This is a genomic window from Neobacillus bataviensis (genome assembly GCF_019969725.1).
In genome coordinates this window covers 312,188-329,366 of sequence record NZ_JAHXYW010000006.1, presented here as the reverse complement: position 1 = coordinate 329,366, position 17,179 = coordinate 312,188, and the positions used below count along the sequence as shown (strand labels likewise).

The 17,179-nt window shown below is 40.1% G+C and carries 19 protein-coding genes; 3 read left to right on the top strand and 16 right to left on the bottom strand.

Annotated features, from left to right (window positions below; genetic code table 11):
* Positions 1 to 3: 3 nt before the first annotated feature.
* From LC455_RS17550 to LC455_RS17530, 5 genes are read right to left on the bottom strand one after another with little or no spacing between them, the layout of a single operon-like run.
* Complete coding sequence (locus LC455_RS17550) at positions 4 to 591, bottom strand: hypothetical protein (RefSeq protein WP_223592666.1); 588 nt, start codon at positions 589 to 591, stop codon at positions 4 to 6.
* Between the two features lie 24 nt (positions 592 to 615).
* Positions 616 to 933, bottom strand: coding sequence for a hypothetical protein (locus LC455_RS17545; RefSeq protein WP_223592664.1), 318 nt, complete (start codon positions 931 to 933; stop codon positions 616 to 618).
* Between the two features lie 10 nt (positions 934 to 943).
* Positions 944 to 1,240 (bottom strand): DUF4176 domain-containing protein, encoded by a 297-nt coding sequence (locus LC455_RS17540; RefSeq protein ID WP_223592662.1) that lies wholly within the window; start codon positions 1,238 to 1,240, stop codon positions 944 to 946.
* Positions 1,241 to 1,283: 43 nt separating this feature from the next.
* Positions 1,284 to 2,399: a hypothetical protein gene (locus tag LC455_RS17535; protein ID WP_223592660.1), complete on the bottom strand. Its 1,116-nt coding sequence runs from the start codon at positions 2,397 to 2,399 to the stop codon at positions 1,284 to 1,286.
* 17 nt (positions 2,400 to 2,416) lie between these two features.
* Positions 2,417 to 2,740: a WXG100 family type VII secretion target gene (locus LC455_RS17530; protein ID WP_223592659.1), complete on the bottom strand. Its 324-nt coding sequence runs from the start codon at positions 2,738 to 2,740 to the stop codon at positions 2,417 to 2,419.
* A gap of 180 nt (positions 2,741 to 2,920) precedes the next feature.
* Between LC455_RS17530 and LC455_RS17525 the strand changes: the two genes are divergently transcribed.
* Both LC455_RS17525 and LC455_RS17520 read left to right on the top strand, forming a co-directional pair.
* Complete coding sequence (locus tag LC455_RS17525) at positions 2,921 to 3,553, top strand: phosphotransferase family protein (RefSeq protein WP_223592658.1); 633 nt, start codon at positions 2,921 to 2,923, stop codon at positions 3,551 to 3,553.
* Positions 3,554 to 3,719: 166 nt separating this feature from the next.
* On the top strand, positions 3,720 to 3,974 hold the full coding sequence (locus tag LC455_RS17520; protein WP_223592656.1) for a hypothetical protein: 255 nt from the start codon (positions 3,720 to 3,722) through the stop codon (positions 3,972 to 3,974).
* A gap of 123 nt (positions 3,975 to 4,097) precedes the next feature.
* Here LC455_RS17520 and LC455_RS17515 read toward each other — a convergent pair whose 3' ends face one another.
* The 11 genes from LC455_RS17515 to LC455_RS17465 form a co-directional block, all read right to left on the bottom strand.
* On the bottom strand, positions 4,098 to 4,256 hold the full coding sequence (locus tag LC455_RS17515) for a hypothetical protein (protein WP_223592654.1): 159 nt from the start codon (positions 4,254 to 4,256) through the stop codon (positions 4,098 to 4,100).
* Between the two features lie 96 nt (positions 4,257 to 4,352).
* Positions 4,353 to 4,712, bottom strand: a complete 360-nt coding sequence (locus LC455_RS17510) for a VOC family protein (protein ID WP_223592652.1) — start codon at positions 4,710 to 4,712, stop codon at positions 4,353 to 4,355.
* Positions 4,713 to 5,024: 312 nt separating this feature from the next.
* Positions 5,025 to 5,462, bottom strand: coding sequence for a hypothetical protein (locus LC455_RS17505; protein ID WP_223592650.1), 438 nt, complete (start codon positions 5,460 to 5,462; stop codon positions 5,025 to 5,027).
* A 261-nt stretch (positions 5,463 to 5,723) separates the two neighbouring features.
* Positions 5,724 to 6,701 (bottom strand): 2-hydroxyacid dehydrogenase, encoded by a 978-nt coding sequence (locus tag LC455_RS17500; protein WP_223592754.1) that lies wholly within the window; start codon positions 6,699 to 6,701, stop codon positions 5,724 to 5,726.
* A gap of 128 nt (positions 6,702 to 6,829) precedes the next feature.
* Positions 6,830 to 7,930 carry a Ger(x)C family spore germination protein gene (locus LC455_RS17495; RefSeq protein ID WP_223592648.1) on the bottom strand — a complete coding sequence of 367 codons (1,101 nt, stop codon included), beginning with the start codon at positions 7,928 to 7,930 and terminating at the stop codon, positions 6,830 to 6,832.
* Complete coding sequence (locus LC455_RS17490; RefSeq protein WP_223592646.1) at positions 7,927 to 9,027, bottom strand: GerAB/ArcD/ProY family transporter; 1,101 nt, start codon at positions 9,025 to 9,027, stop codon at positions 7,927 to 7,929. The genes LC455_RS17495 and LC455_RS17490 overlap by 4 nt, the downstream gene beginning before the upstream one ends.
* Positions 9,028 to 9,031: 4 nt before the next feature.
* Positions 9,032 to 10,579, bottom strand: coding sequence for a spore germination protein (locus tag LC455_RS17485; RefSeq protein WP_223592645.1), 1,548 nt, complete (start codon positions 10,577 to 10,579; stop codon positions 9,032 to 9,034).
* Positions 10,580 to 10,799: 220 nt separating this feature from the next.
* Positions 10,800 to 11,507 (bottom strand): HNH endonuclease, encoded by a 708-nt coding sequence (locus tag LC455_RS17480; protein WP_223592643.1) that lies wholly within the window; start codon positions 11,505 to 11,507, stop codon positions 10,800 to 10,802.
* Positions 11,494 to 12,807: an AAA family ATPase gene (locus tag LC455_RS17475; protein ID WP_223592641.1), complete on the bottom strand. Its 1,314-nt coding sequence runs from the start codon at positions 12,805 to 12,807 to the stop codon at positions 11,494 to 11,496. Before LC455_RS17475 ends, LC455_RS17480 begins: the two co-directional genes overlap by 14 nt.
* A 133-nt stretch (positions 12,808 to 12,940) precedes the next feature.
* Positions 12,941 to 14,377 (bottom strand): HD domain-containing protein, encoded by a 1,437-nt coding sequence (locus tag LC455_RS17470; protein WP_223592753.1) that lies wholly within the window; start codon positions 14,375 to 14,377, stop codon positions 12,941 to 12,943.
* Between the two features lie 235 nt (positions 14,378 to 14,612).
* Positions 14,613 to 15,707 carry a mechanosensitive ion channel family protein gene (locus LC455_RS17465; protein WP_223592639.1) on the bottom strand — a complete coding sequence of 365 codons (1,095 nt, stop codon included), beginning with the start codon at positions 15,705 to 15,707 and terminating at the stop codon, positions 14,613 to 14,615.
* Between the two features lie 252 nt (positions 15,708 to 15,959).
* On the opposite strand from LC455_RS17465, the gene LC455_RS17460 reads away from it, so the two are divergent.
* Positions 15,960 to 16,928: a bile acid:sodium symporter family protein gene (locus LC455_RS17460; RefSeq protein WP_223592638.1), complete on the top strand. Its 969-nt coding sequence runs from the start codon at positions 15,960 to 15,962 to the stop codon at positions 16,926 to 16,928.
* The last annotated feature ends 251 nt before the right edge of the window (positions 16,929 to 17,179 follow it).

Here is a 17,179-nt window from a genome sequence, read left to right as displayed (position 1 = left end):
CTTTTATGAATCTATGGTCATGCTTCTATTTTGTTGATTGAACTTTAGACGTTTATAATAGGTCCAGATAAAGAGAATAATAGCAATCACGCCTAAAAAACTGCCTGCTAGGAATCCGAGCACAATGAATAATATGTATTTCATAAACTCTTTTTTCACGGTCAGAACCATTTCAGGCTTTTCCGTCCCTGTATATCCTGCTGAAATTTCATAGGTTCCGGGGTGATCAATCTGAAAACGATAGACCGAAATTCCTTTATGCCCATTCAAACTATAGGAAGAACCATTATATGATTCTAATTTTACGGATTGATCCGCCGATTTCTCTTTAATCGATACATCTACGCCAGAAGGATCTTTATCTGATTCTACTTTTTTGCCGTCTATTACTGTTTGATATTCAAAAAAGATGGTATAGGTCCCCTTCTCTTCAAATACCAAACTCTTATTCCCCGGAATGGTTAGCTGTTTATCATCCTTTTTACCGGAAAGTAACGAAAACAAGCTCACCAGACATAGAACAAGTCCCAAAAGTAAAAGGAGTCCGGCGACGGCATACCTTTTTTTACTTGGCTGTTGACCAGGCTTCATTCCTAGATCCAACCTCCCTTTAAACTACCTTGAAATCCCATTCAACAGGTTTGCCTTCATAATAGGGTAAGCTTTTAACTTAATAAAGAGAATAAATAGAGTGAACGGAATTGTGAAAATAAGGCCAAGCAGCACGATTGGCCCATAAATAAAGGCCCCGCCGACAATAACAAGTGAATAAATAATCGGAATCAAATACACAGGAAAAAACATGATATTCATTATTAATAAAAAAATGTATTTGACCTTATCTGTCGCTGCTGCACTACGGCTCTTTTGTTTACACTCATTGATTTCATTGGCTGTTATTTTTAAAATATCTACAAATAATTTTAGTTTCATCATTCGTCTCCTAGTTAAATACTTCCTTTAGGCGTTCTCGAAATAGGATTTCTCCCTCTGTTTCGAGCCCCTTGTAAATGACTTCTTTAATTTGGTCATGGTTAAAGAATACATTCGTAGCTTCGGAAAGATGGCCTTGTGGGTAGGGGCACGCCACATAGTCCCAGGTTGTTTCTGTTCCTGCTTGCTCTTGCTTTCTTCCATATACCATAATAGCCTGCTGGATCGGATCAACGATTACTACTGTTCCAATCGGCAGTAATTCTTCTGTTTTTGGAAGTTTTAATCTATTAATCTCATTCGTCATTCAACGAACCTCCCATTCTATTTATAATAGAATTGTTCTTGTTCTAATCATCCTTTTCAATGCCAATTCCTATTTTAACTCCTATTAAAAAGGAAGCTTCTAATGTAGTTTCCAATCCCACTTCTACCCCTGCACCTACGCTGCCGGCAGAGACACCGCCAATTAATTTTAAATCATAATCGGTAAATGGAAGCGGGATATATAGGTCACCTTCCGCCTCTGCCAGCGATGCTTGGGCTCCAATACCAACTTTATTAGTATCAACACCAGCAAATGCATTTGCTGTTAAGATATCTGCTTTTCCACCGGCACCAAAGTTTCCGATGAGTGGAATATCTTGGTCGAATCCCGATCTTCCTTCAAATCCTAACACTTTTCCTTCCGCCTTCGCAAGTGGAAATAGACCCTTACCGCCCACACATGTCGTTCCCCCGGCTGTCAAAATATCAACGTTTGTTTTCGTATCGATAACGTCGGTGTCAAACTCGACTTGACCATTTATTCCAGAGAATTTGGCCTCCCCGCCAATTTGTCCATGATTTTTATAGCCACTTATACCTACCCAATCGTATTCGTAATAGCCCACCCCACCGGATGCAGTGATACCATCCGCTGAAGCCTTACCCTGGTCGCCGATTAAATAGTTTTGGCCCTTCCATCTATCCTTATTACTTGTTTGCGATCCATTCTGACCGCCTTGTGATGCCCTCTTATCACCAGGATCGGAGACGCTTCCTTGTGAAGACGAGTTACCATAAAAACCCTCTTGGTAGCCAGCCGGCCCGCCATGGATATTGGCAAGCCTGTCTAATGTTCTATAGGCCGCAAGCATGCCCGGAGTAATCCCAAAAAGCTTGCTTTCCATTTTGCTTAAGGACGAGGCCTTCGAAGCGATTTTACTCTCAGCCGAGGAATAGCTGTCCATCGACTGATTGATAAAAGTATTCAAGCGTTGAATTTCATTCTCGATTTTTTGAATCGAATTGCGTGCCGTTGCCAATCTTCCACTAATATTACGACGAGCTAAAATTCTACCATCAATACCGGAGGCAACAGAACCTACTCCATGGCCAATGTTGGAAACTTTCGCTGAGCTCGACGGCAGACTACTAGCCGATTGACTTTTGACGTAGTCCGTCTTGATCTTAATCGATGACAAAATATAGCATCCCCCTTTTAAGATGTTTTCGCAGCAGCAGCGGCAGCGGCTGCCTCTGCTTTCGCCTTTTCAGCCGCCTCTTTTGCATCCTCTTCACGCTTGATTTCATATGCAGCCGATACGATATCCGGCGCAATGGAATTCAAGACTGATGACGCACTTACGATTTCTCTATTAATTTTCTCTATCGATTGATTTATGTAACGAATCTCTTCAGCTTGCCACCCACTGCTTAAGCTTCCTTGTAAGGCCGTCAATTTATTCCTAACTTCCCTAAGCTCAGAAGAATATTCTCTTATTCTGCTAGCTTGAGAACTTGCTGCCCCCACATTAATTTTCACGATGCCACCTTCTCAAATAATTTCTAACATCCTAGTTAATTCCAAATTCTACATTTTTTTATTATATAAAATTTTGTTGGGGACGTCATTAGTTTTGCCACGGAATAGAAACCAAAGGGACGGTTCTCATGGTTAAAAAAGCCATGAGAACCGTCCCCGTGGTTTGGTCGGGTGGATGAAATGGCTAATAATATTCAGAATGATATTGAGAAAGTAATGGGGGAAATACATTCTTTTGAATTATTAGAGGAACAGGGCTGTACCTCTGAAGTCCACCGTATTCTTACTATCAAGGGGTCCTACTTGCTTAAAAGCGCTTATGATGAGAGATATCGAACCTGGCTAAAGGCAGAGGCTCAGGTTCTAAAAAAACTAGCCTACAAAAGAGAGATTCGAGTCCCCGTATATTATGGATTTATCGAGAAAAAGGACAGCAGTCACCTCATCATGTCATTTGAGGAAGGCATGACATTAACAGCTGCTTTAAAGGAAGGAGTGTCTGAGGCCGATAGGATAGCGTTAGTGAGATGTTTTGGACAATTTCTGCATCAGTTTCACGAAATGAGGCCGATTGAAGCGCTACTAAGGGAGAATGATTGGCTGGAGGAACAGCTTCTCAAAGCACAAAGGTATGTAGAAAACGGTCAAACAGAAGGCAGCTTAGATTTGTTAAACCGGTTAAAGTCACAAAAACCGCAGCCCGTCCGACCAACGATGATACATGGTGATTGCACAACCGATAATGTGCTTGTAATCGATGGAAAGATAAAGCTTTTCATTGATGTGTCTGGAATGACAGTCGGAGATCCTTGATAAGATAAATCCCTGGCGATTAGCCATTTTGTTGATAATCCTAAATACTTACATGCCTTTTATGAAGGATATACACGTTATAAAGTTTCAAAGGAAGAATTTATGTATTTTAATGAGGGGCTTTATGAGTTTTTCTAAAAGCTTTCGTATTTATGGAGAATAATGATTGAGGGAGCGTGGATATGGCCGATTGAGTGAATCAGCCCTCCTTGCGGACTTAGGAGCATTATTTTTGTCTGATCGTGTCCCTTATCGGGCTTCTGGCGGACTTGGGGGCATGATTTTCGGCTGGCCGTGTCCTTTATCGGGCTTCTGGCGGACTTGGGGGCATGATTTTCGGCTGGCCGTGTCCTTTATCGGGCTTCTGGCGGACTTGGGAGCGTATTTTTTGGCAAGCCGAGTCCTCTACGACTCAGTCTGATTCCCCTTATCAGCGAAAATGGATGCTAGAGGGAACCTGCGGGCTGGCTATTCGTTAAGGCAGAAACAAAAGGATGGTGAGCACGTTAAAAGAAATAGAAAAACGCCATAAAAGGCGCTCAAGTTAATCTTTTTTATCGTAATTGTCGTCGATTCCATCATTACCCTTGTCCAACCCGGTCATATTATTTACGACTTTGAATATTAAGTCTAGTCCCTGGTCCATTGTATGGATGGATTCCTCTTTGTCTTCTTGCTCCCTATCTTTCTCTTTCCCTTCCATCTTTTGTCACCTCCTAAAAGTAGGATTCGTAGTAGAGCAAAAAATATTCAGGTGCCAAAAGAATAGCGGAGGTCGAAGGCTTTTTTTTTCAATCACTTAGTAACTATAAGAGTGTTCTACATACTCAACAACCATACCATCTGGTTGTTCCACAATCATGCTATATCCCGAAAAGTCTTTCGTAATATCTTGACGAATCACGGCACCATTATCCAACAGCCATGTTTTATAAGCCTCAATATCCTCTACCAAGAAACAAATCGCGGAATCTGGTACCTTTGACAAAGCTTCATCTGTCCCGCTTACAAGCAGAAAGTCTCCTAAAGCGGCAATATCCAATCCTTTACTCCAATAGTTGAATCTTGTTGCCTTGGTCTGAAACAGCCCTTCGTAAAACGGAACAGCTTTTTCAAGGTCGTTCACATAAATCCTATTTATGATTTTTTTGATTTTCATATACCTTATCCCTCTCGTACGTTTTTAACTTACTGAATTATTTTACAATTTTATCAAAAACCCAACAATCTAAACAAAAACTACTAAAATGGCGCTGTTAAACTTGGTTGTTGATTTCTGCCCGTATTTCATATTATCCGCATTATGAAGGACATTTCTCTCGATTTCATGATGGGATCGGGTATTAACAACCCCTTTTATTGACCGTTCTCCTCTTTTAAGGATCGGCTTTGTCCTTCATCTAATCAGCATTAAACTTTAATATAGCGATACAAAAAAAGAGAAGTGCCCCACCACTTCTCTTTGCAATATTTAAAAGTTTAACTTTATAGCAGGGATGGTTTCAGTGAAAAACTCATAGATGATGCCGCCTAATAGGACGATCGCTGGTATGACGAGGAGGCCGAAAAAAACATACGCGTATATCCGTCTGATAGGTATGCGGTCAACCCAATTTGTTACCAAATGAACCGACATTGCTAATAGAAAGCCACCCAATAGGAAAAGGAGCGAGAACAAAGTGATTCCTAATGAAGCTTGAGGTCCAAACAATTCATTACCCGGATTGGATAAAAAGAAGGGAATCCCGAAAATACATAGATTCATCGCGCCATAAATCAATCCTTTACGTACCCAGCCGTTGGGCAAGTAATGGTGAACAAATGTATAAATGACACTGTTAGCCAAAGTAAAACCGAGACCTAATAAGACTAAGAAAAAAGTTCCTTGAAACGTAAATCCACTGGCCAAGAGAGGGAATACAACCGCGATAATTTTCATTACAAGGCGTAATAATAGACCAGCAAGAATTCCAGTAATAACTGCAGAAAAAAAGCCAATCCCTAAATTCCTTGCGATTCGGGCAAATCGGGTTGAAGGTGAAACGCTAACCGATGTTTTTGCATTGGTCTCACGTTCGATAAGATATTCCCCCTTTTCCTGTTCAATATCATTTAAATTATATTAAACGTTAAACAGGAAAATTCCTCCAGTACTCCATGGGGGTCCATTTTAGCGCTGACATACAACTGGATTGATTAGGTTCGGAGGTATCTCCCCCAGCACACCCTGGACGAGATTCTCAGCAGCCAGCTGCGCCATTTTCAATCGAGTTTCATGGGTGGCCGACCCAATATGTGGTAAAGTCACTACATTATCCATCGACAGTAGCGGATGGTCCGCTTGAACAGGCTCCTGCTCAAAAACATCGAGTCCTGCCGCCAGGATATCCCGATTTTGCAGCGCGCGAACCAAGACCTTTTCATCTACCGTCGCACCCCGCGAGCCATTCACAAAAATAGCCGATTTCTTCATTAACTTAAATTCCTTTTCACCAATCAGCTTCACGGTTTCTGGAGTCAGCGGGGTCATAAGACAAACAAAATCCGATTCCCGCAACAATTCCTCGAGGGAGCAATACGTAGCCTGAAACGTTTGCTCCGCTTCAAGATTGCGGGAGCGATTATGATACAAAATCGGCATATCAAACCCAAAATGAGCTCTTTTGGCAATGGCCATTCCGACTCCGCCCATTCCAATGATGCCTAGCTTTTTATGGTGCACATCGACTCCAAACAGATTCTCACCATCTGTTGGTGACCATTTTCCTTCCTTTACATACTGATTCAATTCCGGCATTCTTCTGGCGGCGGCCAGCATCAGCCCAAAAATCGTATCCGCTACCGTATCATTTAAAACGCCCGGAGTATTGGTAGCCATGACGCCCCGACTGGTTATGGCAGGAATATCGAAGTTATCATAGCCGACAGAAACATTACTTACAATTTTTAACTCGGGAGCATGTTCCAAAAACTCTTGATCTACCTTTAAACGGGAACCAAGAATTCCCTTGGCATCCTTTAACTCTTGATAAAAACTTTCATATGTATCCTCATTCAACTCTTCAAAATAAACTACCTCACACGCTTCCCGGATAAATTCCAAAACTGTGGAATCGAGTTTCTTATAAACAATAACCTTTGGTTTCATAGGCACTCAACTTTCCTCTTTTTAATGATATATCTATTGTATAATTGTCCACCCCTAAATCACCAATAATATACATAGACTGAAACCAAAGGGACCGTTGTCTTTTATAGGAACCGCATTGCCATGTACTACTTAATCGTCCCCATCCCGCTAACTGTTACATGTACCTTGACGTTCACATCAGCCTTCGAAAAGGCTTTTCCCCATTGATTTTGGACTTCTTTCCACTCTGGGTACTTATAAGCTCTTGCATAGATTCCAAATCCGAAAGGGTCAATCCCCTTGGTTTGCGTTTTCTTTATTAAGCGCTCAAAATCCGCTTCCATTTTCTTTTCAATACTCTTTTGGAGTTTCGCTGCGTCTTTCCTCACATTGAATGGAAAAAGCCGTTCTGTAATGGTAACTCTCATTTTTACATCTGTGTCAAAAATAAAATGATTGTCATACCTTACCTTTGTTTTTACCTTAATGCGCGGAGTACTAAAGCTGATCCAATGATCATGTCCATTCGATTCCAAAGGGACGGAAATGGTAAATGGAAAATCCCCTTTTGTTTTATGCTGCAGAATACGTAATAATTTGTTTTCATGCGGCGTTATGCTTAACTTATATCTGCCTTGTTCATCCAGCAAAGCCGTGCCGGTCAACATGATTTTGTGGTCTTTTTTCATTTCGGTAATGCTTGCTGTTATCCCTTTTTCTGTCGTTTGCTCATGGAATTCTTGAAGTGTCGTTTTTATGGTGACATTTCTTCTGTAAGCTGTATCCACTAAATTGGCTAAATACAAAGGGAGACGCGGCTTGTCTTTTGGCCTGAAAAAAATAACGTCCGAAACAGGACCATCTACGGCGACAACTCTTGTTGTAACCGTATTTTTGGGGTCCCGATAAAAAGGATCGATATAATCAATCCAATTATTTCGTTTTAACAGCTTTTTCCCGACTAAGAGTAATTGTGTTTTGCTTCCCGATGTTAAAGCCATTACGGTCGTATCAAACAGCTCCCTGGAATCTCGAATTGTAACAGCCTTCACTTCCACTTTCTCCTCTTTAACCTTTGCTTCTTTGTTGAACACCGGACTTGACATATACACCAATAAATGGTCATTCTCATCCATGTCTAATCCTAGTATAAGTGACAGTGTGACATCTTCAACATACATTTGGTCCACGCATCCGGTCATCATCATAGCCACGAGTGATAAGCAAAGCAGTGTCTTCCTTTTCAATGACTTACCCTCCGACGGAATTTTTCATATATCCAGCTATAAACCCATAAAAAGGGCGGGGCAACGAATGCCAATACCAGCCCGCCTTTGACCACCTTCTTCTGCCACCCTTCCGAATCAACCCAAGTAGGTTCGAGCCAAAATACCGTTCCAATAATGATCAATAATAAAATAATCACGTAATTGCTGTGATCCTGTTTTCCAAGCAATTGACTAGAACAAAACGCAGCAATGTATACGCAAGGAATCCAGGCTGTGGAAACAACAATCAGATAAACAGCCAATAAAACCATGTCAAAACGCTCCAAAAAACGAAATTCAATGAGTTTAAGTAAATTCAGTACAGGTTGATTGAATTCAATAATCCCATCGGGGCTAAAATAGGCAAAGCAGACGACCGTCACAAATACATAAAACAACATCGTTAAGGTGTTCGCAATCGTAATTCCGAGCACCGCATGCTGCTTTTTTTGTAAAAAGGGGTACAAGAAGAACGCTACTTCAAATCCTAAAAAGGAAAAAACAGTGGTCGGCACAGCAGATAAAACCGGTTCCCACCCTTCTTTAAGCAAAGGAAGGAAGTGAAGCCAATTTCCATCCTTTAGCGGTATCAATAAAAACAGAGGAATCCAAATGACCATATAAAAAGATAGTTCCGAGTACCTGCCTAAAACACGTACCCCATTGCGGGCTACAAAAAAAGTCGGAATCGAAAATAATAGCAAAATGATATAATCAGGGGTTTTAGGCAGAAACCATGCCTTGATATAGAGACAGGCATTTACAAGAATGGTCCACGCGTAAAATGCAAAGTACACCATGTAAACCGAGATGAGCGCTTTCCCCAGTATTTTTCCGAAAAAACGTATTAGAATTTCGTATAGGGTGTCCTCAGGGTATTTTGCAGCCGTTTTAACTAAAAAAATGCTGGCAGCGACCGAGAATAACCAGCCAATTATGATAGTGATCCAACCGTCGGTTCCAGCTTTTTCAGCAAGTATGCGCGGTAGGGATAGAACACCGGTCCCTACCTGCGTTCCATTAATCAAAAAAATATACTGCATGAGAGTGATTTCATTATAGGCATATTTCTTCATCGTTTCACCTTTTAGTACGATTTCGCTCTTGTCGAATAGTTGGAATTGCCCCGGTTCCTTTTGGGCGACTTTTCATTGTCCATAAAGGAAAGCGCAGAAATGCATCCTTCATATCAGCAAATCGGAATGGAGCCAGCGGAGTTCCATAGGGTGTGCCTAATGATTCAAGACTAACCAGGTGGGCAACTATGGTCATCCAACCTACCACAAGTCCTACAACTCCAAACATGGCGGCGGATAGCATCATTGGAAATCTTAACAGTCTAATGGACGAACTCATATCATAATTAGGGATGTTATAAGAAGCGATGGCTGTAACGGCAACGACGATGATCATAATGTTGCTGACAATTCCCACAGCAACAGCCGCCTGCCCAATGATAATGCCACCCACAATGCCGATGGTCTGACCAATTGGAGTCGGCAGCCTTAATGCCGCTTCCCTCATCAATTCCAAGATCGTCTCCATAATTACTGCTTCCAGCACAGGCGAGAATGGAACTTTTATCCTTGATTCAGCAATCGAAAGTAAAAGCTCCATCGGTATGACTTCAAAATTAAAGGAAATAAACGCAACATAGCTGGCGGGAAAAAATAAGGTAATGATAAAGGCTAAAAAACGGCTTACTCGGATAAAGGCAGAAACTAACCAACGGGTACCGTAATCATCCACAGCCTGGAAAAAGGACATAAAATTTGTCGGAGCAATCAATACGCTCGGAGAACGGTCCAAAACAATCACAAATCTTCCTTGGAGAATGTGGGATACTGCTGTATCAGGTCTTTCGGTCAACATAATTTGCGGGAAGGGTGAATAAGGATTATCTTCAATAAACTCAATCAGTTCGCCGGTATTAATGATCGCGTCCACGGTAATATTTTGAATCCGTGTTTCCAATTCTCTCAGCACGTCATCAGAAGCCACATCTCTTAAATATAAAAGGGAAACCTTTGTTTTTCCTCGTAACCCGATTGTCATTTCTTTCAACATTAATTCGTGGTGGGGAATATACCTGCGAATTAATGCGATATTTTGAGTCCCTGTTTCCACAAACCCTTGATGAGCACCTTTTAGAGCTATTTCATTTTGCGGGTCATTAAGTTGTCTTTGCGGCCATCCTTTTGTATCTAATCGGTACCCGGTGTTTTGTCCATTTAACAATAAAACACTATCCCCACCTAGAATCGCACTTTCGATCTGGCCCCACGTATCAACGACTTCGACATCTCCTATTGTTATGGGCAGTTCCTTATCAAGTTCGAAGGAGCTGCTCATCAATGGCTTCAGAACATGATTATTAATCGCATCTTTATTCGTCAATCCAGGCAAATAAACCAAAGCAGCATCAGATTTACTAGCGTTAATTGAAAAGCGGCGTATCACTAAATCAGGTGCTTGAGAAAATACCTGTTGGAGTATCTCTGTATTATGGGTTAAATCAGAGTCCAGGACATCATCTGCGCTCTTTTTTTTCTGAAAATTAGAATGGGTGCTTACTTGTTTGTGCAGAAAAGAGCGCTTGCCTTTTGAGGGCTTCAGAAAATCAAACATCCACTCCGTCCCTTTCTCAATAGTTTTAAGATTTTGCTTTTAGTATGCATTTACAGAGGAAAAATATTCTAATCTGCACTTTAGAGTTTTCTAACTTCCGGCTCATGATCATTTTGTAATTTTATTAAAGCCTGTTAACAAATTGTAAAAACAAGAGGAGGAGGAATCATGGCGGAGTATTCGAACTGGTCAGGTGCTTCGAGCGGTGCCAGACACCTAATCAGATTTTTCCCCCTATACGGTTAATTGGAACGTAATTTGAATTAAAACTGTCAGTGCTTGTGCCTGGAAAAGCTTGAAACAATCGTTGCCTCATATCTATATCATGTTGAAAGACCATCATCCAAATGGAGAAAAATCCTGTTGAGGTAGCTGTATCAACGATCTGTACTCTCATTTCTTCAGTATCATTCTTCATTAAGTGCCGGTAAGAACGCTCTGCTTTATCTAATGCAGTCCGTCTAGACCTCCACCGTGTATCTTTCATCTCTGGATTTTCACTAAGTTCGTCAGAAGGAATACGATCTAACCCAGTTAACTTTATTGTATTTTCGGCTAATTGCCTGAGGACGGGAGAGAGAGTAGGAGAAACATAGATTAAGCCCCCTGAAGCATACACAAAAGCTAATAAGGTATTATCTTTATCAGGCCAAAGAAATTGATCTAACTCAACATGTTTATTACCTTTAATGGAATTGCAATTATTACAAGCTAACAAGAAATTGTCCCAATCCAATTTAAGGTCTGGATGCATAGATTTCGGTTTTACATGTTCTACCGCAATATTTCCACCAAGATTTCTTTCACAATAAGAGCAATAAGCACCCAACCTATTGATGAGATGCCCTCTTGATTGTTGATATTTTTTCAATTGTATGGGCTGCCCGTCTTTATCTGTTGGTACCGGCCCTTTGTCAATCGGTCTCATTTTTCTTACTTCCCAAACCAGCAGCCTGTCTTTCCATTTGCAAAAACGCATAGTAAGCTACGTCCGTACTATACAAGGCCTCTAATTGATCTAATTCAATTTTTAATTGCTCCACTTTAAAGTCTGATGCCTTTTTCCCTTCTTGTAAAAGAGAATAGTATTGCTGAGCTATTTTAAACATTTTATTAAGCTTTTCACTTCTTTGTACATTTTTGATTTCCATTACACTTTCAGCAATGTCTTCAATACTTCTATTTACGAAAGCTTCACTCCTTACAAAATCATTGTCATCTTGTTCATGAAGACGCCGCAGCTCTCCCTCTTCAAGAGATTGAATGATAAAGGGTGAATGAGTGGTAGTAATAAACTGTACTTTAGGGAAGGTTCTTTTTAAATCCTCCACAATTCTACGCTGCCAGCTAGGATGTAAATGCAAATCAAGTTCATCAATTAATACAACTCCTGGCGTCTCCTCAACAACAGATTCCCCTAATGCTGGATTTAACTGGGCCATACGGTGAGCTAAATCTGCGACCAAGCCTAACGTATTACGAACTCCATCGCTCAGTAAATGAAAGGATAATCCCATACCATCGTATCCAATCGCTCTTAATTCTTCGGATTCAACATCAAATTCAAGTGATTTCCAGTCCCTCATACAAACCGAAATGGCTTTTCGAACGGCTTTTAAAGCGGGCGGCGTTTCTTTCCTCTGCAGCTCAATATAGGTCATTTTTTCCATCCATCGGAGAAAGTGCTTTTCATTAGAAGCAGGGTCTAAACAATACGAGTACCCTTCTAGCCGGTTATGGCTTCTTTTTATATCCATTCGGTCCTTTTTTTGCACCCATACCCTTCCGGTTCCATAATACGATATCACCGGAAGCACCACTGGTTCACCTTTACTTACGGCCCTTTGTAAATCGGAAGCGTATTTTATGATAGACTTAGCGTCTCTACTCGTAGTGGACCCGTGCTTGCCATTCACAGCTCGAGACCATGTCAGAACATGGCCGCCTACTTCTCCCTTACAGCTTACTTTAACTGGAAATTGCATCTGAACATCTGACATTCCACCGTGGATATATATCCTCCGATGAATTTCATCTCGTCTAATATGTCTCGAATGTACGCCATTCAATCCACTTAAAAAGGAACCTAAAGCAACAGCTATACCATCTAATACGGCCGTTTTACCAGTACCATTATCTCCAACAAGAACAGTAAATTTATCTGAAAATGTTATATGCCTTTGTTCAAATCCGTGGAAATTCTCCAAATGCAATTCATGAATAATCATGAAAATCAAACCTCCAACAATATTATTCTCGGTTATTAATAACATATGAAAATTTTCAATTTACTTTCCAAATTGGAAAAAGGGGTCAGTCTCCATCTGCGTTACGGCAGTGAGTGACTGACCCCAAAAATAATTAGCTAAACTTAAATTGTTGAATCTCCTGTTTTATTTTTCTAAAAAATTCTCTGCCATTTTCGGTTTTTGTATCTGCCCGCATATAGACTCTGCCCACCAAGTACTTGTTGGATAAAGCCTTAAATATAATCGAATCTTCTATCCAAGCCCCATCCTCTGCAATAAAATAGTTTTCGTCGTGATCTTTGTTCAGTAATATCGCGTTCTCTCCATTTAAGTCTTTTAATGGGTCATTTGTAGTTACGCTTTCTTTCACATAGGGAAGTAATTTCAAATCCTTTTTTATGATAAAATCGATAACTTTTTTAATCTTTTTATCAATGTCTTTTTTTCTCATTTGTCCTTTTTCAGGATAAATTTCAATAATTCTTTTCCATAGTTTCCTATTTCTTAATTCCCTTATCGTGATCTTATCCTCTTCATCAGGTATGGCAGCTTCGAAGCTGTCCAAAAACGCATCATCTGAAAACTTTAAATAATCAGCAACAAACTGTTCAACAGAGTGGCATTTTACAAATTCATATCCATTCTCTCTTAATTTTCTTGTTGCATGAGATAACATCGCTTCACATGCTTTACTTGTCTTATGGAAGTATACTTGCACATATAATTCATACCTTGCTTGCACAAAATTCTCAATAGCAGGCAATCCGCTTTTCTTAATGCCCAGCCTTACTTTTTTACTTTCTTGATCCATAAAGGGAAGCAAGGATTTAAGCAGTCTATTAAGATCGTAGGTTCCGTATTTTACTCCCGTAAAATAACTGTCTCGTAATAAGTAATCCATTCTATCACAATCTAAAGGCGCCCCTGCTACAATTTGGTTCAGAAAAGGAATAAGGTTATATTCCCTAATAAAAATAGTACTAAGATTTAACTGCTCATTCATAATGCTTAATATCGTTTTGATTCTGTCCGGCATAAGTCCAATGTCAGTAAGGACTTTAGCAGTAAAGTAATAGGAAACATATTCATGTTCAACTTTTTCATCCATGCTCCCCTTATTCCTTATAATCTCTTCAAGGGAATAAGCAAATTCATTATTAATCTTAATACTGTTGTCACCTTTTACAAGACCAATAAATTCAGCGCTTTTTGGTGCAAATTCTTCAAATAAATGTGACATGGGTCCATGACCAATATCGTGCAGGAGAGCAGCGATTCTTAAATTCAAAAATATCTCAACAAAATCATCGATATTAAAATAATCCTTATCTAAAATATTCTTATTTCCTTCAATAGCATATTTTTTTTGTTTGTTTTTCAATGTACTAGCATTGTTAAGAGCATTTAAAAACATTTCACTTGCCAAGTACATAACACCAAGGGAATGCTCAAATCTAGTATGATGGGCAGAAGGAAATACAAAATATAAAAATGTATTTTGTTTTATTTTCCTCAACCGCTGAAAAAGAGGATGTGAAATGATTTTCATTTCCTCTTCCGACATTCGAATTAGACCATGAATGGGATCCAATATGCTTTTGCTTAACTTATCGGTTAAAAAAATCATCCTTTTACCTCTCTCCAAAATATATATCTATAAGTATAATAATTCACTTCCCCCTCCACTTATTCCAATATGGTCCAAATAGGAAAAATCCTTTGCTAAGAATGCCAAAAAAAAGACCTCTACGCCAACCGTAGAGGTCTGATTAATTATTTGATTTTCAATCAAAAGAACCCATTGTTTGCAGCAATTCATTGGATTGCGGTGATACATAAATCGTCCGGCTTGGAAAGGCGACTTCTACTCCCTCTTCCTCTAGAATCCCCATGATTTCTAAGTTAATTTCATGCTTGATTTTAACGTGTTCCGCCCATACGGTCGTATTCGTGAAAAAATAGACCAGAACATCTAGACTGCTTTCATTATAATGATCGAAGGCTGCCATAATCGTATCCGGATGGATCTCTTCATGCGTCCGCAGCATTTGATCAATCCGGTAAACTACTCGCTTAATTTGGTCTTTAGTCGTTTGATAGTTAAGTCCCAAGTGGAAAGTGATCCTTCTTTTTCCCATCCGGCTCCAATTGGTAATGGCCTCATTCGCAAGTGTCGCGTTTGGAACGGTCACCAATGCCTGACTAAAGGTTCGAATTTTCGTACTTCGGAAATTAATATCCTCGACGATCCCCTCAACGCTAGGAGTCAAAATCCAATCGCCAATGGAAAAAGGTTTTTCTGTTACAATGACAATTCCGCCAATGAGATTGCCTACCGCCTCTTTTGCTGCTAAAGCAAAGGCCAGACCCCCTAATCCAAGCCCAGCGACCAACCCATTGACATCGTAATCAAATTCCTGGCCGATAATGCTGATACTGATGGCAATCAGGATAACCCGGATGGTCCTTGAAAAAAACGGAATCAAAATGGAATCAATCTTATTGGTTAATTTTTCATTTAAACTGATTAAAATCCCTGAAGTAGGAGAGGTCAAATTAAACAATCCCCATGTAATTAAAACGATGACCATGGAACGCAAAAGTTTTAAAAATAAGGCATTCTGTTGTTCGATAAAAGGAAAATAGTCCATGGCCAGGTACAAACCAAAAATAATGAAAAACCAGCCTAAGGGACGTTCAAATGCCAAACATATTTGAGTAAAAAAATCCGTTGGCGTCTTCCTCGTCAATTTTAAAATCAACTGAAACACATACTTGGTAAAGATGTTTCGAAAAACAATAAATAAAAGCAAAATCCCTATAGAAATCCCTAAATTTTTTAACACGTCATAGTCGATATGAAATGAACCTAAAGACATTTTTTATTACCTTCCCTCATTTAGCTGTTACCTGCTTTTTAAACCTCTAAATAATAACTTGTTTAAAACGATATTTGAATGCAACAAAAGACTCAAAACGGTGAAGATGGAAAAAGAAAGGGCTTCCATCTGTACCTTCACACTTCACCGCTTTAAATATTTAATTTAATAGACTAAATTTATTGATATTTTGAAATATTTAATCTAATATGTAAAATATTGAAAAAAATTTTTTAAACTGGAGGGTTTACTTTGAAAGTTATCGAGAAAATCAGCAGCTTTGCGGGGAAAACATTTACGTTATGGGTTTTGATTTTTGCAGTCATTGCTTATTCTTTTCCTGAGCACTTTGTGGGACTGGGAGGCTATATTGTTCCTTTACTAGGGATCGTTATGTTCGGAATGGGCCTGACACTTGAGTTATCGGATTTTAAAGAAGTGTTTAGAAGGCCAAAAGAAGTAGCCCTTGGAGTCATCGGTCACTTTATCATTATGCCGCTGCTTGCCTTTTTACTGGCAGTTGGACTTGATTTACCGAAAGAAGTCGCGGTCGGAGTCATTTTAGTAGGATGCTGCCCGAGCGGAACAGCTTCCAATGTAATGGTGTTCCTGGCAAGAGGAAATGTGGCGCTCGCCGTTGCAATTGCTTCAGTCTCTACGCTTCTTGCACCAATCGTTACACCACTGCTCATTCTTCTGTTTGCAAGCAAATGGGTGGATGTCAGCGTGGCATCATTATTCCTTTCGATTGTACAAGTGGTCATTGTGCCACTAGCTCTTGGCTTTATCATTAAAAAGTTTTTTGGAAAACAAGCGAAGGCTGGTGCAAAAGCAATGCCGCTAGTTTCCGTTATCGCGATTGTGTTAATTGTATCTGCTGTCGTTGCAGGCAGCGCGGCTAAAATTGCCGAAACGGGCCTGCTAATTTTCGGAGTGGTGATCCTTCATAATCTGCTTGGATTCTTGATTGGATTCTTCTTTGCCCGTTTATGTGGAATGGACTTGGCCAAACAAAAGGCTGTTGCCATGGAAGTCGGCATGCAGAATTCCGGATTGGGAGTGGCTATCGCCACTGCACACTTCTCGCCATTAGCGGCAGTACCAAGTGCCATTTTCAGCGTTTGGCATAATATTTCCGGTTCCCTTCTCGCCAATATTTTTAGCCGGATGAAGGATAAACATCAACCAGATCAAGGCAGCAAGCATGACATGGCAGTGTAGATTAATAAAATCTTTTAAAACCATTCTGTTAAAACAGGGTGGTTTTTTCTTAACCGGGCATTAGGAGGAGCCACTCCCTAATTACCGTTGTACCGATTTTTTCTTCCACTCGGGCATTAGGAGCCTTTCCTAATTACCGTTGGATCGAATTTTTCTTCCGCTCGGGCATTAGGAGCCTTTCCTAATTACCGTTGTACTGAACTTTTCTTCCGTTTGGGCATTAAGAGCCCTCTCTAATTACCGTTGCATCG